26 protein-coding genes and 1 tRNA gene are annotated in these 22,655 nt (G+C 64.8%); 10 read left to right on the forward strand and 17 right to left on the reverse strand.

Going from position 1 to position 22,655, the window contains the following annotated elements; translation table 11 throughout:
• Positions 1 to 190: 190 nt before the first annotated feature.
• Positions 191 to 1,132 (forward strand): ORF6N domain-containing protein, encoded by a 942-nt coding sequence (locus tag FX134_RS07165; RefSeq protein WP_197735973.1) that lies wholly within the window; start codon positions 191 to 193, stop codon positions 1,130 to 1,132.
• A gap of 100 nt (positions 1,133 to 1,232) precedes the next feature.
• Here FX134_RS07165 and FX134_RS07170 read toward each other — a convergent pair.
• The 4 genes from FX134_RS07170 to FX134_RS07185 form a co-directional block, all read right to left on the reverse strand.
• Positions 1,233 to 1,308 (reverse strand) — tRNA-Ala (locus FX134_RS07170).
• 85 nt (positions 1,309 to 1,393) lie between these two features.
• The gene (locus tag FX134_RS07175) at positions 1,394 to 1,672 is read right to left on the reverse strand and encodes a helix-turn-helix domain-containing protein (RefSeq protein ID WP_080799697.1); all 279 of its coding nucleotides are present in this window, start codon (positions 1,670 to 1,672) and stop codon (positions 1,394 to 1,396) included.
• 9 nt (positions 1,673 to 1,681) lie between these two features.
• Positions 1,682 to 2,230, reverse strand: coding sequence for a hypothetical protein (locus FX134_RS07180; RefSeq protein ID WP_143412158.1), 549 nt, complete (start codon positions 2,228 to 2,230; stop codon positions 1,682 to 1,684).
• A 191-nt stretch (positions 2,231 to 2,421) separates the two neighbouring features.
• Positions 2,422 to 3,663, reverse strand: coding sequence for a radical SAM/SPASM domain-containing protein (locus tag FX134_RS07185; protein ID WP_080799700.1), 1,242 nt, complete (start codon positions 3,661 to 3,663; stop codon positions 2,422 to 2,424).
• 291 nt (positions 3,664 to 3,954) lie between these two features.
• Here FX134_RS07185 and FX134_RS07190 point away from each other — a divergent pair, with 291 nt between their 5' ends.
• Genes FX134_RS07190 through FX134_RS07200 form a run of 3 tightly spaced genes read left to right on the forward strand, consistent with a single transcriptional unit; the run spans position 3,955 to position 6,163 of the window.
• A complete protein-coding gene (locus FX134_RS07190; RefSeq protein ID WP_080799703.1) occupies positions 3,955 to 4,869 on the forward strand; it encodes a LysR family transcriptional regulator in 915 nt (304 codons plus the stop codon).
• Between the two features lie 50 nt (positions 4,870 to 4,919).
• Positions 4,920 to 5,105 carry a hypothetical protein gene (locus FX134_RS07195; RefSeq protein WP_080799706.1) on the forward strand — a complete coding sequence of 62 codons (186 nt, stop codon included), beginning with the start codon at positions 4,920 to 4,922 and terminating at the stop codon, positions 5,103 to 5,105.
• 53 nt (positions 5,106 to 5,158) lie between these two features.
• Positions 5,159 to 6,163 (forward strand): FAD:protein FMN transferase, encoded by a 1,005-nt coding sequence (locus tag FX134_RS07200; protein WP_232050867.1) that lies wholly within the window; start codon positions 5,159 to 5,161, stop codon positions 6,161 to 6,163.
• Between the two features lie 111 nt (positions 6,164 to 6,274).
• On the opposite strand, the gene FX134_RS07205 is transcribed toward FX134_RS07200, so the two are convergent.
• Positions 6,275 to 6,616 carry a Veg family protein gene (locus FX134_RS07205; RefSeq protein ID WP_080799713.1) on the reverse strand — a complete coding sequence of 114 codons (342 nt, stop codon included), beginning with the start codon at positions 6,614 to 6,616 and terminating at the stop codon, positions 6,275 to 6,277.
• Positions 6,617 to 6,858: 242 nt separating this feature from the next.
• Between FX134_RS07205 and FX134_RS14560 the strand changes: the two genes are divergently transcribed.
• The gene (locus FX134_RS14560; RefSeq protein WP_172623315.1) at positions 6,859 to 6,999 is read left to right on the forward strand and encodes a hypothetical protein; all 141 of its coding nucleotides are present in this window, start codon (positions 6,859 to 6,861) and stop codon (positions 6,997 to 6,999) included.
• Between the two features lie 106 nt (positions 7,000 to 7,105).
• Here the strand turns inward: FX134_RS14560 and rsmA are convergent, their stop codons facing one another.
• The 5 genes from rsmA to metG are packed head-to-tail and all read right to left on the reverse strand — an operon-like array spanning position 7,106 to position 11,235.
• Positions 7,106 to 7,999 carry a 16S rRNA (adenine(1518)-N(6)/adenine(1519)-N(6))-dimethyltransferase RsmA gene (rsmA, locus tag FX134_RS07210; protein WP_080799716.1) on the reverse strand — a complete coding sequence of 298 codons (894 nt, stop codon included), beginning with the start codon at positions 7,997 to 7,999 and terminating at the stop codon, positions 7,106 to 7,108.
• Complete coding sequence (locus FX134_RS07215) at positions 7,996 to 8,598, reverse strand: flavodoxin family protein (RefSeq protein ID WP_080799719.1); 603 nt, start codon at positions 8,596 to 8,598, stop codon at positions 7,996 to 7,998. The genes rsmA and FX134_RS07215 overlap by 4 nt, the downstream gene beginning before the upstream one ends.
• A 5-nt stretch (positions 8,599 to 8,603) precedes the next feature.
• Positions 8,604 to 9,314, reverse strand: a complete 711-nt coding sequence (locus FX134_RS07220; RefSeq protein WP_080799722.1) for a TatD family hydrolase — start codon at positions 9,312 to 9,314, stop codon at positions 8,604 to 8,606.
• A gap of 18 nt (positions 9,315 to 9,332) precedes the next feature.
• Positions 9,333 to 9,635 carry a nitrate ABC transporter substrate-binding protein gene (locus FX134_RS07225; RefSeq protein WP_080799725.1) on the reverse strand — a complete coding sequence of 101 codons (303 nt, stop codon included), beginning with the start codon at positions 9,633 to 9,635 and terminating at the stop codon, positions 9,333 to 9,335.
• Between the two features lie 10 nt (positions 9,636 to 9,645).
• Positions 9,646 to 11,235 (reverse strand): methionine--tRNA ligase, encoded by a 1,590-nt coding sequence (gene metG / locus FX134_RS07230; protein ID WP_080799729.1) that lies wholly within the window; start codon positions 11,233 to 11,235, stop codon positions 9,646 to 9,648.
• A gap of 299 nt (positions 11,236 to 11,534) precedes the next feature.
• Between metG and FX134_RS07235 the strand changes: the two genes are divergently transcribed.
• The 3 genes from FX134_RS07235 (at position 11,535) to FX134_RS07245 (ending at position 15,671) form a co-directional block, all read left to right on the forward strand.
• On the forward strand, positions 11,535 to 12,845 hold the full coding sequence (locus FX134_RS07235) for a lipase family protein (RefSeq protein ID WP_080799731.1): 1,311 nt from the start codon (positions 11,535 to 11,537) through the stop codon (positions 12,843 to 12,845).
• A gap of 377 nt (positions 12,846 to 13,222) precedes the next feature.
• Positions 13,223 to 14,143: a polysaccharide deacetylase family protein gene (locus FX134_RS07240; protein WP_080799734.1), complete on the forward strand. Its 921-nt coding sequence runs from the start codon at positions 13,223 to 13,225 to the stop codon at positions 14,141 to 14,143.
• A 112-nt stretch (positions 14,144 to 14,255) separates the two neighbouring features.
• Positions 14,256 to 15,671, forward strand: a complete 1,416-nt coding sequence (locus tag FX134_RS07245; protein WP_080799736.1) for an ATP-binding protein — start codon at positions 14,256 to 14,258, stop codon at positions 15,669 to 15,671.
• Between the two features lie 55 nt (positions 15,672 to 15,726).
• Here FX134_RS07245 and FX134_RS07250 read toward each other — a convergent pair whose 3' ends face one another.
• Entirely contained in the window at positions 15,727 to 15,978 is a 252-nt protein-coding gene (locus tag FX134_RS07250) for a helix-turn-helix transcriptional regulator (protein ID WP_080799740.1), read from the reverse strand.
• Between the two features lie 9 nt (positions 15,979 to 15,987).
• Positions 15,988 to 16,302, reverse strand: coding sequence for a DUF6442 family protein (locus FX134_RS07255; protein WP_080799742.1), 315 nt, complete (start codon positions 16,300 to 16,302; stop codon positions 15,988 to 15,990).
• A 234-nt stretch (positions 16,303 to 16,536) separates the two neighbouring features.
• Between FX134_RS07255 and FX134_RS07260 the strand changes: the two genes are divergently transcribed.
• Positions 16,537 to 17,256, forward strand: a complete 720-nt coding sequence (locus FX134_RS07260) for an alpha/beta fold hydrolase (protein ID WP_232050868.1) — start codon at positions 16,537 to 16,539, stop codon at positions 17,254 to 17,256.
• On the opposite strand, the gene FX134_RS07265 is transcribed toward FX134_RS07260, so the two are convergent.
• The 5 genes from FX134_RS07265 to FX134_RS14935 form a co-directional block, all read right to left on the reverse strand.
• Positions 17,257 to 17,622, reverse strand: coding sequence for a hypothetical protein (locus FX134_RS07265; RefSeq protein WP_143412159.1), 366 nt, complete (start codon positions 17,620 to 17,622; stop codon positions 17,257 to 17,259). It lies immediately after the preceding gene.
• A gap of 72 nt (positions 17,623 to 17,694) precedes the next feature.
• Complete coding sequence (locus tag FX134_RS07270) at positions 17,695 to 18,261, reverse strand: M48 family metallopeptidase (protein WP_080799752.1); 567 nt, start codon at positions 18,259 to 18,261, stop codon at positions 17,695 to 17,697.
• Positions 18,258 to 19,592: an MATE family efflux transporter gene (locus FX134_RS07275; protein WP_080799758.1), complete on the reverse strand. Its 1,335-nt coding sequence runs from the start codon at positions 19,590 to 19,592 to the stop codon at positions 18,258 to 18,260. Before FX134_RS07275 ends, FX134_RS07270 begins: the two co-directional genes overlap by 4 nt.
• Before the next feature lie 8 nt (positions 19,593 to 19,600).
• Entirely contained in the window at positions 19,601 to 20,461 is an 861-nt protein-coding gene (gene rsmI, locus FX134_RS07280) for a 16S rRNA (cytidine(1402)-2'-O)-methyltransferase (RefSeq protein WP_080799762.1), read from the reverse strand.
• A gap of 10 nt (positions 20,462 to 20,471) precedes the next feature.
• A complete protein-coding gene (locus tag FX134_RS14935; protein WP_267900882.1) occupies positions 20,472 to 20,600 on the reverse strand; it encodes a hypothetical protein in 129 nt (42 codons plus the stop codon).
• Positions 20,601 to 21,038: 438 nt separating this feature from the next.
• Between FX134_RS14935 and FX134_RS07285 the strand changes: the two genes are divergently transcribed.
• The gene (locus tag FX134_RS07285; protein ID WP_080799764.1) at positions 21,039 to 22,523 is read left to right on the forward strand and encodes an aldehyde dehydrogenase family protein; all 1,485 of its coding nucleotides are present in this window, start codon (positions 21,039 to 21,041) and stop codon (positions 22,521 to 22,523) included.
• Positions 22,524 to 22,655: the final 132 nt, after the last annotated feature.

Genomic DNA, 22,655 nt, shown 5'->3' on the forward strand with positions numbered 1-22,655 from the left:
TCGAGCCATGCAGCGCCCCAAGACTCCAAGCAAGCCCCCTTCATCGAGCCGAGAGTCGCTTTCCAACTCGATCGCTATTTATAGTAGAGACGATAGGATTCGAAACCACGATCTTCATATTGCGAAGCGTTCTTGATTGCACTGCTGGTTTTAGGCATACTCGTTTTACTTGTTTCTGGAAGGATCAGCCTTGGAAAACGACAGCATTGAGACAAATGGCGGAACTAAGGTGACCAACGATATCGCCTTGACTTCATTCGACCCCATCGATGTCAAAAGTCTCATCTACGTTGTGCGGAACCAACAGGTCATGCTGGATAGCGATTTGGCAATGCTGTATGACGTGGAAACCAAGGTTTTCAATCAGGCAGTGAGACGTAACGAAAACCGCTTTCCCGAAAGATTCCGATTCCGGCTTACGTCAGAAGAGTACGAACGTTTGAGGTCACAAACTGTGACCTCAAACGGAAGAGGAGGAAGGCGCTATCTTCCCTATGTGTTCACCGAACAGGGGATCGCGATGCTGTCGGCCGTTCTCCGTAGCGACATCGCAGTCGAGACGAGCATTCGTATCATGGATGCCTTTGTGGAAACACGCCGATTCCTCGCGAACAATGCGGCTCTTTTCGAGCGTATCGGACAAATAGAGCTGAGGCAGCTTGAATATCAAAAGAAGACTGATAAAAAGCTCGATCAGGTTTTCGCCTACATAGAAAGTGCGCCCGAGACAACCCAAAAGATTTTCTTCGATGGTCAGCTATTCGATGCTTTCAGTCTCTTGGTCGAACTCGTTCAGAAAGCCCAGTGCAAGATCGTGCTCATAGATGGATATGTCGACGTTTCGACACTCAATATCTTGACGAAGAAAGCAGCAGGGGTGGCTGTGACCATCCATACATTGCCCAATGCGCGGTTGACGCAAACCGACATCGATACGTTCAACCACCAGTATCCCGCGTTGACAGTGCGCCGCACCCGGGCTTTTCACGACCGATTCTTAATTATCGACGATTCAATCGGATATCACATCGGGGCATCGCTCAAGGACGCCGGTAAGAAGTGCTTCGCAATAACGAAAATTCAAGATGCCAAAATGGTAGAAGACATCTTGGACCGATTGAAGGAAGCTTGAGGGCGGATTCCCGAATTAAGTCGAAAGCCGACGATTCCCACCATGCGGCAGAAGATAAAATCGGGGCGAAGCCTGTGGCCTCGCCCCGATCGGGTTTCCGTGGTGGAGATGATGGGATTCGAACCCACGACCCCCACGTTGCGAACGTGATGCTCTCCCAGCTGAGCTACATCCCCACGGGTTGGCGCTTTCGCGCGAGTTGATATTTTGCACGTAGCGGATGAGTTTGTCAAACGATAATGCAGAATGTTCACAGATAGGTCAGCCGTCGGCATCGTCGGCATCTGAGTCGGGCTCGCGGAGGAAAACAGGGAGGCCCGCGCTCTCGGCCTCTTCCCGCGAGACGTGCACGAGAATGTCTCCTGGCTGGCAATCGAGCACCTCGCACAGCATATCGAGCGTCGAGAACCTGACCGCGCGAATCTTGCCCGTCTTGATGCGCGACAGGTTCACGTTGGTGATGCCCACCTTGTCGGCGAGCTCGTTTAAGGACATCTTGCGATCAGTCATAACCTGATCGAGCCGAAGGACGATAGGCATCGGAAACGCCTATAATGTCTCGTCTGTGAACTCTTGCAGGAGAACGCCGTATTTGAAAACAAATGAGAAAGCAAATATTACTGCCGCAGTAATGAACGGTGCAAAGTTTATCGGAATTACTATATTATCCGTCGTAGAATAATATCCCGCATCAACGTTTCCGTATTGCATGATAGAAGCACTAGCGGTAGCAGATATATCAATAATTCCGCAAAGTAGCAGCAACAGGGCGAGAACACGCAGTCTTTTAACTTGCAGCAAAGTAAAGGGGGATTCTCCCTTTGAAGCGTCTGAAAATATTTTGATGAAAGTAACGAACATCGCTGCAATCGTGATGTCGTAGAGAAGATAGAGCAAAGTGCTCGTTAAATCAGAGGTTCCAAAAAAATCAAAAGCATCTGGATTCACAAGCGTACCAATTATGAGGATTACTGTGAAAGCCCAATACAAACATACGATTGGGAAAACTATTTTTAGCGTTACGGCTATGAAAGAGCAAATGCTTTTAACCTTTGCCAACGATTGTGCGGTTTCTTTTAAATCATTCCTGCAATCCACTTACAGCCCCTTCGCCGGCGATAGTAAAATCAAGCATGTAGCATCAACTCAATAGTAAGAGGAAGGGCCGCTTTTCATGAAAGAGACCCTTCCGTTATCAGTTTAGAATCCCGGAGCAAAACATATCCCGCCAAAGCCGACTATTGTGCAGATGCCGCGTGTTTCGCCTTCGCTATAGAACAGCATGTTGTTCACCTCCTTTGCTGTAACGATGCTTGCATTCTTCTTCCCAGGTCGTCGTAGAAGGCCTGGGTCATCGCGCAATAGGAGTCTCGCGACTCCAGATTGCCCGATGCGAACAGCGAGCGGGCTCGGCAGCCTCCCCCGCAGATTCGCGTGTAGCGGCACGACGAGCAGCCTTCGAACTCCGCAGCGTCGAGCGCGCGGAACCGCCGGCTGACGTCGCTCTCGAGCGCCTCGGCCAAAGTCCCCGTGAACACGTTGCCCATGGCCAACTCAGGGCGCTGCAGCATGTGGCACGGATACACGGTGCCGTCCGCCGCGACGCTCACCTCGCGATAGCCCGCGCCGCAATTGCGCTTGACCGTGAGGTTGAGCCCCACCGGCGCATCGAGCAGCGCGAGGGGCCTTCCTCCGTCGAGCGTCAGCAGTCCGAGGCCGAGCGCGCGCAGCTCCTCGTCGCCGGGAAGCAGCGGCGCCAGCGCGTCTTCGGGCTCGCAGGTGAGCAGGCTGAAGTTGAGCGTCGCGCCAAGGTCGCGTGAAAGCTTCACATATGCGGGCAGGTCGCCGACGTTCTTCGCATGCACGGTGGGGATGATGTGCGCGGAGATGCCGGCGGCGCGGATCATCCCCACCGCCTCCACCAGCTCGTCGAAGCGCTGCTCGCCCCGGATGTAGGCGGGCGAGCCGGCCGAGCACCCGTCGAACGACACGGACACGCAATCCGCGTATGGGGCGAGCCGCGCGAGCGCGTCCGCAGTCAGGCAGGTGCCGTTCGAGAGCACGGTCGCCTTGGCGATGCCCGCGGCCTTCGCATGCGCCACGATGTCGGGAAGGTCGGCGCGCAAAAACGGCTCGCCGCCGGAGATCACCAGGTTCGACACGCCCGCCGAGGCAAGCTCGTCAACAGCGCGCGCCATGTCCGCAAGCGACGCGTCGGCGAGCGCGTTTCTCTGCGCATCGAGCGAGTAGCAGCCGGCGCAATCGAGGTTGCAGCGCTGCGTCACGTGCAGATACGCGCTCATCACCCGCCTATCGTCAGGCGCCTCCGAGAAGAACCCGCCCTTGGTCAGATGCTCGAGAAGCGCGGGGTCGACGGCGGCCACCTCGCGCTCGTCCACATCCTCGACGTGTAGGCGCGCGCAGACCGCCGCCCCTTCTTCCGTGAGCCCGATGGCGTAGCCGGTGGCCATCGACCCCACCATGGGAATTCCGGCGAAGTCGAACGACACCACGTCTTCGGCAAATTTCATTGGGGGCTCCTCGTCGCGCAGCGGCACCGTCAAGCATTATTCGAACGATCATCCTATGGTACTTCAACAAACGCAGCTGATGTTCAACGAACCGTTGCAAACAAACCAAATTCAGAGCAGCGCGACCGCAAACGTAACCTAGGGATTACATCGCTCGGAATTTCTTCCCTATCTGGGAAAATGTTCGCTCACCTTCTTCAAAGCCAGGGTTACGGATTTAATGTTTTATGATAAATTGATATCATTGAAATTTTCCTTGAACGCCGCCGTCCGGCAGGAAAGTGGGTTGCGGTGAATATCAGCCAGCTGGAATACTACGTGGCCACGATGCGATGCGGCAGCTTCTCCATGGCCGCGCGCGAGCTCTTCGTATCGCCGCAAGCCGTTTCCAGGGGCGTCAACGAACTCGAGCGCGAACTCGACGTCGCCCTGTGCGTGAAGACGAGCCATTGCATCAAGCCCACGCCGTTCGGCCGCGTGTTCTCCGCCCGCGCCTCCGAGATACTCTCCTGCATGCTCGAGCTCGAGGCGCTCGCGAAGGCCCAGAGCGTCGCGCAAGCGGAAGAGGGAGCCGCCTCGCTGGCCGTCGCCTGCTCCCCGTGCCGCGGGAACATCGTGCATCCCGAAGACCTCTCGCTGTTCAAGAAAGCGTATCCCCACGTCAACCTCACGATAACCTACCATCCCAGCGGCACGTGCCTCGCCGCGCTCGAGGAGGGCGTGGTGGATGCCGCCATCATCGTCGGCCGCACGACGAAGCCCGGCATCGACTGCGTGCGCCTGCTGTCGTTTCCCCTCGGCGTGCTGGTGTCGCGCGATCACCCGCTGGCGTCGCAGCGATGCGTCGCAATCGACGACCTTCAGGGCTTTCCCCTCGCCGCCCCGGAGGATCTGCGCTACTGCCACGCCATCATCACGGACCATCTCAAGGCGAAGGGGCTCGACGCGGACTACACGGCGCTGCCTCCCTACATCGAGGACCACCGCGCGTTTCTGAACGAGGGCCGCGGGGCTTTCTTCGTCGCGGACGATCCGCTGCTCGAGACGATGTACCCCGACGCCATCTTGCTGCCCATCGTTGCCGAGGACCTCATGACCATACCGCTGTGCCTCGCCTTTGAAGAGGACACCGAGAACGATGCCGTGCCGCTCGTCGAGCATTTCCTGGTCGGCATGGCGACGGGCATCCGCCGGTGGAGGCTCTGAAGGCAGGGGCTGCCGGCACCTATCCGCCACGAGGAGAAAAGGGACGAACCATGGGCATCTCAACCGATCAAGAACTGAACTCCCGGCTCATCGAGCTCTCCAAGGCCGTCAGCGCCCTGTTCGAGAACGCGGCCGCGACGGAGAACGTCCCCACCGCGCGCGACGAGGCCCTGCGCGCCATCGCCGAGCAATCGGAGAAGGCGCGCGGCAAGCTGTCGCACGGCGAGCGCCCTTAACGCGCCGGGCCCGCGTCCGTCGCCGTCTATTCGCCCTCGCGGGCGGGACCGGTATGCCCTATACTGGGGCCATGGACGAACCTTCCTCATACGATCCGGTCCCGCTCGAGGACGTGAGCGAGACGCGCGGCCCCGACGACGCGGGCATGATGACGCATCTGTTCTACGCCTTCAACACCGTGATCACGCTGCAGGCCTTCGGCGAGCCCGAGCGGTGCGCCGCCGCGTTCGACGCCGCGCGAACCGCCTGCCGCAGCTTCGAGCGGAGCCTCTCGCGGACGCTGCCCCATTCCGATATCGCACGGCTCAACGCCGCGGAGGGCCAGCCGGTTACCATCGGTGCCGACACGGCCGAGCTGCTGCTCGAGGCCCTGCGCTACTGCGCCGACAGCGAGGGGCGCTTCGACATCACGATGGGCTCCGTCGTGAGGCTGTGGAACTTCCACGAAGGAGTGATCCCCGATCGGGCGCGCATCGACGAGGCGCTGCGCCACGTGGACTGGCGCAAGGTCGAGGTGTGGCAGGAAACCGGCGCGCCCGCGGGCCCGCGCTGGCTCGCCCGCATCGCCGACGCGCAGGCGGCCGTGGACGCGGGCGGTATCGCGAAGGGCTGGATCGCCGACCGGCTGACCGCGCTCATGCGCGCGAAGGGCCTGGAATCGTTCATCGTGAACCTGGGCGGCAACGTGATGGCGAGCGGCTCGAAGCCGGACGGCTCGCCCTGGCGCATCGGGCTGCAGGATCCGCGCGAAAAGGGCGGCATCGTGGGGGCGGTGGCCGTGCGCGACGCGTCGGCTGTGACGAGCGGCGTGTACGAGCGCTGCTTCGAGCGCGACGGCGTGCTCTACCAGCACATCCTCGACCCGGCGACCGGCTTCCCCGTCGTCACGGACGCGGCCGGGGCAACGGCGGTCGCGCGGCGCTCCATCGATGCCGAGGGCTACTCGACCACGCTCGTGGCGCTCGGCATCGAGCGCGGCATCGCGTTCGCCCGAGCGCATCCCGCCATCCTGAAGGCGTACTTCGTGGACGCGGACGGGAACGTGCACGAAGCGTGACGCACCCTCCTCGCCGCTCCCGCTAGCCGGAGCGGAACAGCGCTTCCCCTTATGAAACGGGCGCCGCTTTGCGCAGCGCCCGTCGCGGGTCGAACATGTCTGCCTTGCGGCTTAGGAGAGCACCTTCTCCTCGTCGAGCTCGTCGGCCTCGTCCAGGGAGAGCGCGGCGTCGGCTTCGGGCACGAAGGGCTCGAACAGCGGCTCGCCGTTCTGGGAGAGCTCCACCATGCCGGTGAGGACGTCCACGTACTGGTAGGACTGGCGCGCCGTGCGGCCGCGCTTGCGATCGACCTCCATGATGAACAGCTGGGGGTGCACCTGCATGAGCACGCCCTCGCTCTCGACGATCTTCGAGCGGCCCATGTTGGCGCGCACTTTCAGGCGTTGACCGACGAAGTCGTGTAACGTATCATGAATGGAGTCGACGATTTTGGCTTGTTTCGCTAAATCCATGCTCACTCTTTCTCGCGTGTGCCAGTGTGCAGAAATGACAGCCAAGGATTATACCACCTCGGTCAATACTTTACAGAATCTGCACGGATTGTCCCTCATTCGACAACAATTCTGACGAGCGGGAACGTGCCGGACTCCGTGCGCGCCCTTTCCCCGAATCGATTGGCGGTCGAACAGAGCGGCCGGATGCTTATATGGTACTATTGATGTAACATTTAAGCGGACGAAGGCAGGTGGCAGCCGTGGGGAAGAAAAAGAAGCAGGCGAAGAAGGCAGCGGCGGCCGTCCTCGAGCGAACGTGCCCCTGCTGCAAGAAGCACTGCCCCCTCGCGAAGCCGAAATGCTCCAAGGGCAAGGCCGTCCGCAAGAAGCTTCTTGGGTGAATAGGCGTTCACCGCAATCCGCGCTCCAAAAACATGCCTCGTGCGCTGAGGCGTGTTTTTGGAGCGAAGATGCGCCTGGATGAGACGATTACCCCGTCCCTTCGTCTCACACGGCCTGCTGGTAGGCGCAGGCGAGGCGGACGAACTCGGCCAGGTCGAGGGTCTCGCCGCGGCGGCGGGGGTCGATGCCGGCGGCCTCGAAGATCTGCGGGAGCGCGGCGGTGGCGCGCACGCCCTCCTCCCCTCGTCCGGCGAAGTAGGTCTTGCACGAGTTCGCGATGGTCTTGCGGCGGGTGGCGAAGGCGGCGTCGGCCATCGTGGCCGCGGCCTTGACGGCGGCGGCGTCGAGCGGCTCGCCCGCATCGTCGCAGACGGGGCGGCGGTCCAGGCGCAGCACGGCGCTCTCCACGCGCGGCGGCGGGAAGAAGTTGCCCGGTCCCACAGCGAAACGCCCGGCGGGACGGGCATGCAGGCGCAGCTTCACCGTGTAGGCGCCGTAGTTCTTCGACCCCGGCTCGGCGGCCATGCGGTCGGCCACCTCTTTCTGCACCATCACCGTGGCCGACTCAAGCGACGCGAAGCGCTCGAAGTAATCGAGCACTACGGTGGCGGCCACGGCGTAGGGCAGGTTGGCCACGAGCTTCGCCGGCGCGAAGGGCACGTCCTCGGCCGCAAGGTCGAGCGCGTCCTTCTCGATGAGGGTGAACCGGCCCTCCCACGGCGCGAGCGTCTCGGCGAGCACGGCGGGCAGGTCGGGGTCGCGCTCCACCGACGCCACGCGCCCCACGTGCTTCAGCAGCGCGATGGTGAGCGTGCCGATGCCGGGGCCCACCTCCAGCACGTCGTCGTCCGGCGCGAGGCCGGCCAAGGCCACGATCTTCTGCAGGATGCCGTCGTTCACGAGGAAGTTCTGCCCGAGCGAATACTTCGTCGAAAGGCCGTGGGCCTGCAGCACGGCGCGCGTCTCCGACACGCTCGCGAGCGGGGAGAGCTTGCTCATCGGGGGAACGTCCCGTCCGGCCCCGAGCACGTGTACGCCGACGCGGGATGGATGCGCCCGTCCCGGAACAGGTCGGCGCCCGCCGGCACCGCGCCGTCCGCGCCGATGAGCCCCACCCAGTCGTGCACGTCGCCGAGCGCGAACCCCGCCACCGACAGCGCCGAGCGCGCCTCGCCCACCAGCGGCCCGAAGCCGTGCGGATCGCCGCCCTCCCCCACCACGTACAGGCTGGCCGGGCGCTTCGGCTTCGCGCGCCAGTTGGCGTAGTAGTAGGGCTGAAGCCGGTCGAGAAAGCTCTTGAGCTGGGCGGGAGCGCCCGCGAAGTACACCGGCGACACGAGCAGGAGCTCGTCGCAGGCGTTCAGCAGCGCGCGGACGCGCAGCATGTCGTCGGAGATGACGCAGTACAGCTCGTTGCGGCCGAGGTTGGCCGCGCACGCCTCGCAGCCCGTGCAGGGCGCGATGCGGACGTCCGAGAGCATCACGACGTCGACGCGGTCGTTGGGGAAGGCGTCCTCGCAGGCGAAGCGCAGCGCCTCAGCCAGCCCCGCACTGCGGCCCCGCGCGCGCGGCGACCCGCAGATGATCAGGCGGTTCATTGCCATCACTCCTTCCCTCGGGCCTCGGCGGCATCCGAAGCGCCGAACGCCTCGGCGTAGAACGACGCCGCCTCGCCCTTCTGCCACGGCGTGGCCGGCCGGTCGAGCAGGCCGCGCGCGTTATCCATGAGCTGTTCGAGCAGCGCCTTGCGCGCGGGCCCCGGCTCGCAGCCGCGCGCCTCGGCCAGACGAGCCGCCGTGAAGACGACGTGCTCGGGCCCGCAGGTGGTGCCGCGCAGGGGCTCGGGCGTCATGTAGGGCGCATCCGTCTCGGTGAGCAGGCGATCCGCCGGCACGCGGGCCGCGGCGTCGCGCACCTCGTCGGCGTTCTTGAACGTGAGCGGCCCGCCGAAGGCCACGTGGCAGCCGGCCTCAACCCAAGGCTCGAGCGTGGCCCAGTCCAGGTTGAAGCAGTGCAGGAGGGTGCCCGCCTCGGGGAAGCCCTCCTCGCGCATGATGGCGAGCGCGTCGTCATGCGCCTCGCGCACGTGCAGGATGACGGGCAGGCCGCATGCCTTCGCCAGGCGCACCTGGCGGCGGAACACCTCGCGCTGCACGTCGCGCGGCGAGAAGTCGTAGTGGTAGTCCAGCCCGATCTCGCCGAGCGCCGCCACGCGCGGGTCGGCCAGCCGCTCGAGCAGCTCCGCCTCCAGGCTGGGCCCGTAGTGCCGCGCGTTGTGGGGATGGCACCCCACGGCGATCCGAACCCGCGGCACGCGCGGGAAGGGATCGCTTCAACTCCAGCCGACGATCTGCTTCGCATCGGCCGCCGCCTCGAACTTCCAGGAGTTCAAACGGTCGAACGTGGTGGAGCCGTCCTCGAACACGTCCACGATGGTGCAGACGAAGTCCACGTGGTGCACGGCGCAGCGCGCGAGCGCGAGCGACGGCTCGGCCAGAAGCTGCAGATGGGCGTGCGTATCGGCCACGGGTGCCTCGAGTGCGGGCGCGTCGACGGTGTCCCACTTGCCGTGCTTGCGCCTGCGGTGGAACAGGCCGTCGTGGAACACCTGCTCGACTCGTCGATCGTCGGCCATCGCCCGCCCCCTATTCCATCGAGAGGTCGATGGCGTCCATGTCCAGGCGCGGGAACAGGGGCTCGCCGATCTCCACCGGGTTGCCGGCGGGCAGCTGGCCCCAGGCGGTGGCGGCCTCGATGTCGGTCACGGCAAACACGTCGCCCAGGCTCAGGCGGCGGAACACCTCGGCCGACGTGTTGGGCATGAGCGGTGCCATATACAGAGCGATGATGCGGATGGCCTCGAGGGCGTTGTAGATGACCTCGGCCAGACGAGCCGCCGTTTCCTCCGACTTCGCGAGGTTCCACGGCGCGCTTTCCTCCACGTAGAGGTTCACGCGGCCGGCCAGCTTCTGCACCGCAGCGGCGGCGCCGGTGAAGTCGGCGGCACCCAGAGCGGCGTCGTAGGCGGCATACAGCTCGTCGCTGATGGCGCGCAGCGGGTTCTCCTTGGCCAGCGCCTCGGCCGGCACCTCGGGCACGCGGCCCTCGAAGTACTTCTTCGTCATGTTGAACACGCGGCTCACCAGGTTGCCCCAGGTGTTGGCCAAGTCGGCGTTGTACACCTGCACCATGCGCTCCATGGAGATGGAGCCGTCGGAGCCGAATTGCACGTCGCTCATGAAGTAGTAGCGGTACGCGTCCACGCCGAACACGCGGCAGAGGTCGGCGGGGCGCAGCGCATTGCCCTTCGACTTCGACATCTTCTCGCCCTTGGTGAGCAGAAAGCCGTGGCCGAACACCGTGTGCGTGATGGGCAGCCCCGCCGCCATGAGCATGGCCGGCCAGATGACGCAGTGGAAGCGCGTGATGTCCTTACCCACGAAGTGGTACTGCATGGGCCAGCGCGCGTCGAACTCGCCGGCGCGCTCGCCCTCGTCGGCGTAGCCGATGCCGGTGAGATACGCGAGCAGCGCATCGGCCCACACGTAGGCCACGTGCCCCTCGTCGAAGGGCAGCGGCACGCCCCAGTCGAACGTGCTGCGCGAGATGGAGAGGTCGTGCAAGCCGCTCTTCACGAACGAGACGATCTCGTTGCGCCTCGTTTCGGGGCGGATGAACTCGGGATTCTCGTCGTAGAATTTCAGCAGCGGCTCTTGGAACTCGGAGAGCTTGAAGAACCAGTTCTCCTCGCCGCCGGCCTTCTGCACGGGGCGCTTGCAGTCGGGGCACACGAGCTGGCCCTCCTCGTTCTTCTCCAGCTCGCCCTCGGCGTAGTAGGTTTCCTCGTGCACGCAGTACCAGCCCTCGTAGCTGCCTTTGTAGCACCAGCCCTTGTCGTAGAGATCCTGCCAGAACTTCTTCACGCTTCGCGCGTGGCGCGGCTCGGTGGTGCGCACGAAGTCGGTGTAGGTGATGCCGAGCATGTCCCACGCCTCGCGGAACGCCGGCTCCATGGAGTCGCACCAGTCCTGCGGGGTCATGCCCTTGTCGGCAGCCGTGTCGGCCACCTTCTGGCCGTGCTCGTCCATGCCCGTGACGAACGCGACGTCGTAGCCGTTCATGCGCTGGTAGCGCGCCACGGTGTCGGCGGCGATGGTGGTGTAGGCCGTGCCGAGGTGCGGGGCGGCGTTGACGTAGTAGATGGGCGTGGTGAACGAGTAGGTTCCCTTTGACATGGTGCATCCTTACGTATCGGGACCGCAGGGCGAATGGTGCCCCGTCGGCCGCATGGGCAAACGCGATAACCGAGCTATTTTAGCACGCAACTTCCCGCCGCGATGCGCCGCCGCGCGCGTCCGCGAATGTTTCACGTGAAACATTCGTTCGCTTATCGGGGCTGCCGGGCGGCGAAACCTTAAGTTATCCTTACACGAGACTTATGGTTTACTTGCAGTGCTCCCGCACCAGGCCTGAAAACGGGCACCGCGCCGTATACTGGCTGCAACGCACCCGACACGTTGGCGAAGGAGGGCCGGTGCAGACGAACCCCGTCAGGCGATGCATGTCGGTCCTCGGATCGCTGCTGGCCTGCATCGCGATGGTCGGGCTTTTCATGGCCCAGGTGCGCTACCTGGGCTTCGAGTCGGGCATCGTCGACATCCCGCGCGCCGAGGCGGCTGCCGCCGATGGGAAAGCGCCCGCCCCTTCGCGCAGCACCGTCGTCGCAGAATACTGCAGCGAGGTGGTGTCCGCGAGCGATCCCGCGAATCCCGCCGGCCGCACCTCGACGCAGCTGACGTTCGACGACTTCTGGCTGCTTCGCGATTCCCACGCCTACCAGCACGAGCTTGCCACCGCCTGCGCCGTGCTGTCGGCGGTGTGCAACTCCGAGTCGCAGTTCTACAGCGGCGTGCCGGGCTCAGTGCCCTACGCCGAGCAGACGCTGGGGCGGCTCGGGTTCGAGAACGTGCGTACCGACTCCTACGCGCTGCGCAGCAGCATCCTCGACGAGGCGAGCTCGCTTCTGCTAGGTTCGCCCGACGTGGCCGCCTACACGCTTGCCAGCAAGCCGCTCGCCTCGGAGGACGGCGGCCGGCCGACAACGCTCGTGTTCGTGGGCATCCGCGGCACGTACGGTGCCGAGTGGCTCAGCAACTTCAACATCCTCGGGCAGGGCGTAACCGGGCCCGACCATCGCGGGTTCAAGGCGGCCGAGGAGGAAGTGGCGCACGCCGTGCGCGCCTATGTGCGCGAGCTGGGCCTCGACCCCGACCGCACGCGCATCCTCATCACCGGGCACAGCCGCGGGGGCGCGATCGCGAACCTGCTGGCCGCCGACCTCGGCAATCCCGACGCGCAAGAGGCGGCGCTCGCGCCCTCCTCGGGCATCTTCGCCTACACGTTCGCCGCGCCCTGCGCCACGCGCGCTGGCAATCGGCACGATCCCGCGTTCGACAACATCTTCAACGTGGTGAACGAGGCGGACATCGTCACGCAGCTGCCGCTCTCCTCCTGGGGGTTCGGCCGCTACGGCTCTACCATCGAGCTGCCGGACGTCGCGAGCGACGGCTTCGACGACTCGTTCGCCGTCGTGCAGACCGCCTACCGGCAGAACACCGGCTTCGCGCTGAGCAGCGACTTGGACGCGCTCGCCGCGCTGCACTCGTTCGGCTCGAACGCCTCCGGGCACGTGTCTGCGGCCGAGGATCTGGCCAGCCCGCTCGGGTTGGTGGGCGTCGTCCAGTCGCTCATCGGCCTGGACGTGTCCGCCGCGCTGAGCGCCCACTACCCCGACACCTACATAGCCTGGATGCAGGCCCTCGACGACGCCCCGACAGGAGCATGAGCCCCTCGCGCGGCTATCGCGAGTTTTGCAATGTCCTTGAGTTTTGCACCCTTCCGCAGGCCTTTTTTTGGCTCTTGCGCGGCCGGTTTAAGTTCACTCAGTCAAGAAACCGCAGATCAGATTGAGCCCTCCCCATGCGTGCTCTTTCAGATGGGCTTCCCAAGGGTGCATAACTCAAGCACCTTGCAGTTTCGGGGCCTTTTCGGCAACGCAAAGGTGCATAACTCGACGACTTTGCATTTACGCGGGCGCGGGGGGCCGCCGATGGCCGGATGATGCCTTTCTGGTGTGCGTGATGGGCGCGGAGTGCGGTATTATCGGGAGGAACCGCCCGCACCGTCTGCCGATGAGGTGGACGAGCTGGAAAAGGAGCCGACTTGAAGCACTTCCGACCGCGCTCGCTCATGCTTGTCGCCACGCTCTGCTGCGCCCTCGCCGCCTCCGCGCTGTTCGGCTGCTCGCAAGCCGCGCCGCCCGATGCAGCCGCCCGCCCTGCGAGCGATGTGGAGGCCATGGGCTCGCTCGAAGCCATCGAGGACCCCGCCCTCGAGGTTGAACCCGAAGCCGCGCCGGAGCCCGAGCCGGAGCCCGAGTCCGAGGCCGCCCCGAAACCCGAGGCCGCAGAAGCCGTCGTCGTCGAGCAGCGCATCGCCGAGGGCGACCCCACCGCCAAGATCTGCTACCTCACCTTGGACGACGGACCCTCCGACAACACCTTGGAGTTCCTGCGCGTCTTCGAGGAGAAGGGCGTGCTGGCCACGTGGTTCGTCCAGGGCAACTCCGCGCAGATCGACCGGGTGGTGGACATCGCCGCCGCGGGGCACGGCATCGGCTTGCACACCTACAGCCACGACTACGCGCAGGTCTACGCCAGCGACGACGCCTACTTCGCCGACCTCGCCGCCGTGCAGGAGGCCGTTTCCTCGCGCATCGGGCGCACGTCGGACATCGTGCGATTCCCCGGCGGCACGTCGAACACGGTGTCGGCCAACTACAGCTCCGGCATCATGAGCAGGCTCACGCAGAGCGTGCCGGCCGCGGGCTACCAGTACTTCGACTGGAACGTGTCGAGCGGCGACGCGTCCAACCCGCCGCTGTCCGCCGAGAGCATCGTGGCGAACATCCTCGACAACACCGGATCGATGCAGCGGATATGCGTGCTCGCTCACGACACCAACGCGAAGGGCACCACGTTGGAGGCCCTCCCGGCCGTCATCGACGGGCTGCGCGCGCAGGGCTACACGTTCGGCGTGCTCACCCGCGACACCCCGCCCTTCCAGCATCAGGCGGGCAACTAGCGGCTTCGCAAGAGCCCCTGGCAATCGTTTCCTTTTCAAATCGCGATTTGACAAATCGCGATTTGAAAATCATACTCAAGCATTATCGACAGCAAAACGTCAAAGGATGCTTATGCGATTCATCGGGCGGCAACACGAACTCGATTTCCTCAACCAATGCTACGAGTCGTCCAAGGCGCAACTCGTCTTTCTTTACGGTCGCCGCCGCGTGGGAAAAACCGAGACGCTTTTCGAGTTCGCTCGAAACAAAAGGCACGTGTTCTTCGCCGCCCCCGAAGCAACGCGGGCCGAGCAGCTCTCGCTTTTCTCCCGCCGCCTCTTTGAGGCGGGCGCCCCTGCGGGAAAATACCTGAGCCGATTCGACACATGGCACGACGCGATAAGCGAAGTCACCTCGCTTCCAGGCGACGGCAGGAAACTCGTCATCATCGACGAGTTTCCCTATCTCGTAAAAGCGGATCCCTCACTCCCTTCCATCCTGCAAAATCTGTGGGACGCCGTCCTGCGCAATGAGAACCTCATGATCGTGCTTTGCGGAAGCGCCATGAGCTCTATCGAAAACGAACTGCTTGCCGAGAAGAACCCGTTGTACGGACGCGCGACGGGCATTCTCAAAATGGAGCCCATGGACTACCGCACCGCAGCCGAATTCTTCCCACGCTTCTCACCCGCCGATCAAGTGACAGCCTTCTCTATTCTCGGAGGCATCCCCCACTATCTCGCCCAATTCGATGACGGTTTTAGCATCGAAGAGAATATCAAGCGACGGGTGCTCACCAAGGGCTGCACCCTCTATAGCGAGATAGAGTTCCTTCTTCACCAGGAACTTCGAGAAACCGCCGTCTACAACGGCATCATCCATGCCGTCGCCATGGGAGCCTCTGCCCTGGGCGAAATCGCAGCACGGTCGATGGTGCCATCGCAAAAAGCCAGCGTCTACTTAAAAAATCTGATCGAGCTCGGCATTATCAAAAGAGAGTTCTCGATTGCCGATTCGCCCAAGGAAACGTCAAAGAGCACTCGCGGCATATATCGCATGGCCGATGCGTTCTTTCGCTTCTGGTATGCCTTTATATTTCCTAACAAATCCGACCTGGAAATGCTCGATGTCGACGGAGTATACCGGTTCGATGTGGAGCCCGAGCTGACGAGTTTCTCCTCCCTCACATTCGAGGACGTCTGCCGAACGTGGCTTCGTAGGCAGAACCAACGGGGAGAGCTGGCAACGCGCTTCGGCGAAATCGGGCGATACTGGAACAAGCAAGTGGAGATAGACGTCGCCAGCTTCTCGAAAGCCGCTGGCATGCGCCGAAAAGGCTTAACGGCCCTCGTTGGAGAATGCAAATTCGGAAACAGTCCTTTAGGTGAAAGCGTGCTGGAATCGCTTGACTGCAAAGCGGCCTCTCTTCACAGCGACGAAGTAGAACGTTTTCTCTTTGCTCGCTCGGGTTTTTCGGCCCCCCTCATGCGACGAGCGGAACTTGAAGCCAATCTCCATCTCGTCGGCATAGACGAACTGTACGACTGAAGCCGGTCGGCGAGCACGATATGCTCGGATTGCGAAGCCGCCCGCCGCGGGGGCCTTACTCGAAGTAGAAGAGGTCCTCGAACTTCTTGTCGAGCGCGATGCACAGCACGAGGGCCAGCTTGGCGGTGGGGTTGAACAGGCCCGTTTCGATGGACGAGATGGTTTGGCGCGACACGCCCACCAGGCCCGCGAGCTCGGCCTGCGACAGGTCCGCCTCGGCGCGCGCGGCTTTCAGGCGGTTCTTGAGTTCCAGCTCGCCGTCGTTGTCGTGGACGTCGTCGAAGCCGAGGAAAGGCAGCTTTATCATGAGAGGCCCCTACATCGTGGCGAGGACGTACCGGATGGCAGAATGAACGACGAAGCTCGCGGTGAACAGCCCGAAGAAGAGCAGGCTTTTCATGCGCAACTGATATGCCTGGCAGAACATCATCGTCGAAAGGCCCGTGAAGAACACGGCGTACAGGCCATCGGTGTTCCGCCCATGGAAAAGTTCCCACATATACAGAAGGATGAACGCCACCGCCGCCGCACTCATCGTGATGAGTCCTTTGCGCTGTTCAAGCAGTTTGAAGCGCTCGTCCACCAGCCCGTTGTCCTTGCGGCTCTTCTCCAGGATCTCGTTCTTGTCCATGTGCGCACCTCCCGTCCGCTTTGCTGTACGAATGTTTCACGTGAAACATTCGTACGCCTGTGGTGACAAGTTTACTTGTCGTTGTGATAAGTATACTTGGCATCGCCATGGATTACAAGGCTACGATGCGAATACAAGGAGGGGTTGCGGGAGCACGGCTCTGCTATCATGTGCCCCATGGATTCCCGAAACGACACTCCCCGGCCGCGCAGGCGATGGCTGCGACGGCTCGCGTTGGCCCTTGCGATCATCGCCGTCGTCGTGTTCGCCGGCGCGGCCGCGTTCGCCGTGTATGCGAGCGACTACTATCACGCCGATGACACAGCGCGCGAAAGCCTGGCCTCGACCGCGGCGCTGCCTGTGGCGCAAGGCGACGGCTACCTGGCGTTCGGCGACGCGTCCGCGCGCACGGGCATCGTGCTCTACCCGGGCGCGAAGGTGGAGTACAGCGCGTACGCGCCGCTCATGCGCGACCTGGCCGAGCGCGGCTACCTGGCCGTGGTGGTGGAGATGCCGTTCAACTTCGCATTCTTCGGCATCGACGCCGCCGACCGCGTTCGAGCGGCGTATCCCCAGGTGGGAATATGGTGGGTGGGGGGCCACTCGCTCGGCGGCTCCATGGCGGCCCAGTACGCGGCCAACCACGCGGACGACGACGCGCTCGGGGGCGTCGTGCTGCTGGGAGCCTACTCGGCGAGCGACCTTTCCGCCACCGACCTGGGCGCCATCGTCGTCTACGGCTCCAACGACCAGGTGCTCAACCGCGACAAGCTGGCCGAGGGCGCCGTGAAGCTGCCCGCCGACGCGGAGACCGTCGTCATCGAGGGCGGCAACCACGCGGGCTTCGGCGACTACGGCCCGCAGGAGGGCGACGGCGAAGCGGCCGTCTCCGCCGACGAGCAGCAGGAGCAGGCCGCAGACGCCATCGCCCAGTTCATCGAAAACGCCGCTTGATCAGCCCATCTTTACGAAGCCGAGCGAGTACGACACAATCCAGAACACGAGCGCGACCGCCGCGTACACGCGCATCGCGCCGGAGGCCCTCCCGTCCTTGCGGTGGCGTATGACGAACACGAGGTCGATCACCATCAGCGTGAGCGCCGAGTAGCCGATCCATCCGTGGAAGTCGGCCGGGATGATGTTGCCGGCCTGGATCATCATGCAGATCGTCGCGATCGCGTCGCATACGACCGCCGCGGTCTGCATGATGACGTTGCGCCTCTTCACCTTCCCTGTAATTACCGTCATCAGAATGCCGATGACATACAGCACGAGCGCCGTCGTCGCAAGCAGCGCTCCAATCATAACCGGTACGGGCATGGGGTTCTCCTTCTCTCTCTGATGAAGCGACTCCAGTATGAGCCTGGGGGAAAGATACGCCTAGCGGGATAATTACCGCAATTTCGCTCGGCGCTCGCGCCAGTCGGGCATGAAGGCGTCCATGAGGGCCTTGAATCGGGGGCCGTGGCCGCGTTCCAGCAGGTGGCAGAGCTCGTGCACCACCACGTACTCCAGGCATTCGGGCGGGTAGAGCGCGAGGCGCACGTTGATGCAGATGCGCCCCGTGGCCGGCTGGCAGCTGCCCCAGCGGCTGGTCATGTTGCGGTACGCCAGCTTGCCCGCCTTCACGCCCATGATGGGCTCCCACGCCTCCACGAGCGCCGGCACGCACGCCTCCACCACGGCGCGCCACGCGGCCACCTCCTCCGGCGCGGCCTCGGCGGCTGCAGCAGCGGGCGACGCGGCGACCTGCGCGAGCTTCGCTTCGATCCACGGGCGCTTCTCGCGCACGAACCGCTCCACGTCAGCCACGCGCACGCGCGTCGGCGCCGACACCTCCACGAGGCCCCCGCCGCGACGCACCCGCAGGTTGAGGTTCTTCACGCGCTTGCGCACGAGGCGCACCGTCAGGCCGTCCACCTCGAGCTCCACCGGCGCACCCGCCTGCCGCGCGCTCATGCCCGTGCCCCCTGCCCGCGCACGAACCGCACGATGAGCAGCGCCGTCAGCACGAACGTGGCCGCCTCCGCCGCCGGGAACGTCGCCCACACGCCCGCCATGCCGAACAGCGCTGCCAACAAAACGGCGAACGAGAGCATGGCCGGAAGCCCGCGCACGATGGAGATGGCCAGGCCCCGCCCCGGCTTCTCCACCGCGCTGAAGAACGCCGCGGCCACGATGTTCGCGCCCGCGAAGAAATACCCGAGGAAGTACACGCGCATGCCGTCCACGGCGAGCGCGGTGAGCTGCGGGTCGTTGTCGCGGTTGAACGCGAGCGCAAGCGGCTCGGCAGCGAGGGCCACCGCCACGTACGCCACGGCCGCGATGACGAGCGACGTCGCGAGCGCCAGGCGCAGCACGGCGCGCACGTCGCGGGCGCTGCCGCGCGCGTACGCGTTGCTTGCCAGCGGCTGGATGCCCTGCGCGATGCCCACGAACAGGGCGTTCGCCACGAACGCGAAGTTCGCCACCACCCCGTAGGCCGCCACGCCGATGGTGCCCTCGAACGCGAGGATGATGAGATTGAGCACGAGCAGCACGAACCCGCCGGACACCTCCACGATGAACGACGAGAACCCGAGAGCGCACACGTGCCCCGCGAGCCGCGCGGACGGGCGCAGGCGCACGGGGCGAAACGTGGCGCGCCGGCGCAGGAAGTGGACGGACAGCACCGCCATGCTCATGAGCGGGGCGAGCCCCGTGGCGAACGCCGCGCCGAACATGCCCCAGCCGAACCCGAAGATGAACAGCCAGTCCAGAAGGATGTTGCCGAAGCTGCCCACCAGCATGGCCGCCATGGACAGCTGCGGGCTGCCGTCGTTGCGCACGAAGGGCAGAAGGACGTTGTTGAGCAGGAACAACGGCGCGTACGAGAAGATGGTGCGCAGGTACGTCTCCGTGAGCGGCAGCGTGGGGCCCTGCGCGCCGAGCGCCTGGGAGAAGGGGCCCGCGAACGCGCCCATCGCCGCCACGAACAGCACGGCCGCTGCAGCCGCCAGCAGAAGCGACGTGGTGAACGCCCGGTTCGCCGCGGCCCGATCGCCGCGGGCGGCGTGCACCTGGAACTCCGTGGCGCCGCCGATGCCCAGCATGAGCCCCGTGGCCTGCATGACCGTATAGGCCACGATGGCGAAGTTGAGCGCGGCGAGGCCGTCCGGCCCCACGCCGTTTGCGATGAAGAACGTGTCGGCCAGGATGTAGGCGGACACGCCCGCCATGCCCAGCACGTTGAGCGAGACGTAGCGCGCGAACGGGCGCGCCATCGAGGTGGTTGCGGCCGCGTGCGACATGCGCCGCCTCACGCCTCGAGCGCGATGCCGTACGCGACGTTGCGCGCGATGCCGAACTCCTCGGCGACGGCGCGGGCGATGTCCTTGTTGCGCATGCCCTGGGCCTTGAGCTCGGCGGCGCGGGCGCGGGCAGAGACCTCGGCGTGGTGCTCGGCGGCGGCTCCCTCGGCGGCGCTCGGGCCGTCCACCACGATGACGATCTCGCCCTTGATGCCGCGCCCGCCCGCAGCCGCCCGCGCGGCGAACTCGTCACGCACCTCGGGCAGCGGGCCGCGCACCACCTCCTCGTGCAGCTTCGTGAGCTCGCGGCACACGGCGGCCTCGCGATGCGGCAGCTCGTCGGCGAGCACTTCCAGGGCGCTTGCCAGGCGGTTCGGGCTCTCATAGAAGATGAGGGCCGCGTCGAGCGCGCGCAGGGGAGCCAAGGCGGTGCGGCGCTCGGCGTCCTTGCGCGGGAAGAAGCCGCCGAAGTAGAAGCGCGGGTTGTCGCAGCCGCTGGCCACGTAGGCCGTGGCCGCAGCCGTAGGGCCGGGCAGCACCTCCACCGGCGCGCCCGCCTCGCGGGCCGCGCGCACGAGTCGCAGGCCCGGGTCGGACACGCCGGGCATGCCGGCATCCGAGCAGTACGCGATCACCTCGCCGGCCGCCACGCGCTCCACCAGGACCGACGCGCGCTCGCCGATGAGCGCCTCGTCCAAGCGCTCGAGCCGCTTCTCGATGCCGTACGCGGCCAGCAGCCTGCCCGTCACGCGCGTGTCCTCCGCGCACACGACGTCGGCCGCGCGCAGCGCCTCGAGGGCGCGCGCGGTCATGTCGCCCAGGTTGCCGAGCGGCGTGGGGCACACGACGAGCTTTCCCGATGCAGGCACGTCGAGGCTCCTAGCGGTTGCGCCGCATGAGCACGAACGCGATCACCAGCACGATGACCGCGACCACCACCACGCCCGCGATGATGAACGGCAGCGCGCTGTCCCCCGTGCACGCCAAACCCGCGGTTCCGAATCCCATGCGCCTACCTCTTCCGTCTCACCCGCCGTTTTCCGTCGCCTGCCATTGTCGGCCATGACGCCCCAGAAGGCAAACGGCGCGATTCAAACTTGGGAAACGGATTTGTTTGCCAAGTTTGCCAAGTTTGCCAAGTTTGCCAAGTTTGCCAAGTTTGCCAAGTTTGCCAAGTTTTGCCTATCCCTTTGACACGCAATGGGCAGGGGCATTCGAACATGCCGCTGGATGTCTGAGCGGAAAAGCTTTCGTGCGCGCTACCGCCTGGCTGGGCGCTGAGGCCGCTCGGCGCTCGCTGTTTGACGGCGCGGCAACCGTTTGCCGCGCCGGACGGCCATCCGGCGCGGGGCTTCTATACTGGGGGAATCGCCGGGCCCGCCCTGCGCGTCCTCGCAGGCGGCGGGCTGTCGGCTCGTGCCCCTCGCGAGAAACGGAGATCCTCCCATGACCACCGCCCCCACCCCTCCCAAGCCCTACGACAACCTGGACAAGCTCTACATCGCCGGTGCCTGGCGCGACGGCGCAAGCGGCGAGACCGCCCAGGACGTGAACCCCTACAACCAGGACGTCCTGGCCACCCACGTGCTGGCCAACCGCGCCGACGTGGACGAGGCCTACGCCGCCGCCGAAAAGGCCCAGCGCGAGTGGGCCGCCACCCTGCCCGCCGAGCGAGCCGCCGTGCTGCGCCGCGCCGTGGACATCTTCGACGCGCGCCACGACGAGCTCATCGACTGGGTGCAGCGCGAGTCGGGCAGCATCCGCGCCAAGGCCGAGTTCGAGGTGGGCGCCTCGCGCAACATCACCGAGGAGGCGGCCAGCTTCCCCTACCGCATGCACGGCGACATCTTCCTGTCCGACACGCCGCACAAGGAGAACCGCGTGTACCGCCAGCCGCTGGGCGTGGTGGGCGTCATCAGCCCGTGGAACTTCCCCATGAACCTGTCGAACCGCTCGGTTGCCACGGCGCTGGCCTGCGGAAACGCCGTGGTGCTGAAGCCCGCCAGCGACACGCCCGTCACCGGCGGCATCCTGCTGGCGAAGATCTACGAGGAGGCTGGCCTGCCCGAGGGGCTGCTGTCGGTGCTCATCGGGCGCGGCAGCGAGATAGGCGACTACTTCGTGGAGCACCCCACGCCCAAGCTCATCTCGTTCACCGGGTCCACCGAGGTGGGCCGCGGCATCGGCGCGAAAACGACCGGCGGCAAACTGCTCAAGCGCGTGGCGCTGGAGCTGGGCGGCAACTGCCCGCTGGTGGTGCTCGACGACGCCGACCTCCAGCTGGCCGTGGACATCGCCATCATCGGGCGCTTTTTGCACCAGGGGCAGATCTGCATGAGCACGAACCGCATCATCGTGGACGCGAGCCTGGCCGACGAGTTCACCGAGCGCTTCGTGGACCGCGCGAGCAAGCTCGTGTGCGGCGACCCGCTCGACCCGAAAACCGACATCGGCCCCATCATCAACGAGGCCCAGCTCACCGGCATCCTGCAGAAGGCCAAGCGCGCCGAAGAGCAGGGCGCGGAGGTGCTCCTGGGCGGCGAGCCGGACGGCCTGGTCATGCCGCCGGTGGTGTTCGGCGGCGTGGACCCCTCCTGGGACATCGCCCTGCAGGAGAGCTTCGGCCCGCTCGCGCCCATCATCGTGGCGCACGGCGAGGACGAGGCGCTCAAGTTCGCCAACATGAGCGATTACGGCCTGTCCTCGGCGGTGGTCGGCCGCGACGTGGAGCGCGCCACCGCGTTCGCCCTGAAGATCGATGCCGGCATGACCCACGTGAACGACATGACTGTGGCCGACGAGCAGCACGTGCCCTTCGGCGGCGAGAAGAACTCGGGCCTCGGCCGCTTCAACGGCGACTGGATCCTGGAGGAGATGACGCGCACCCACTGGACGAGCGTCCAGCACGTGTCCCACCCCTACCCGTTCTAGGCCCGCGCGAAACCGCTGCCCGGCCCTCCGACGCGAGCGGCCGGGCAGCGCATACCACCTCGCCAAACGGATGCGCGCGCCCCGCGCGCCCGCCTACCCAAATCCCACTGAAACGGTTCGATCTGGCGGCTC

Source organism: Arabiibacter massiliensis (assembly GCF_902386925.1).
Lineage (GTDB): Bacteria > Actinomycetota > Coriobacteriia > Coriobacteriales > Eggerthellaceae > Arabiibacter > Arabiibacter massiliensis.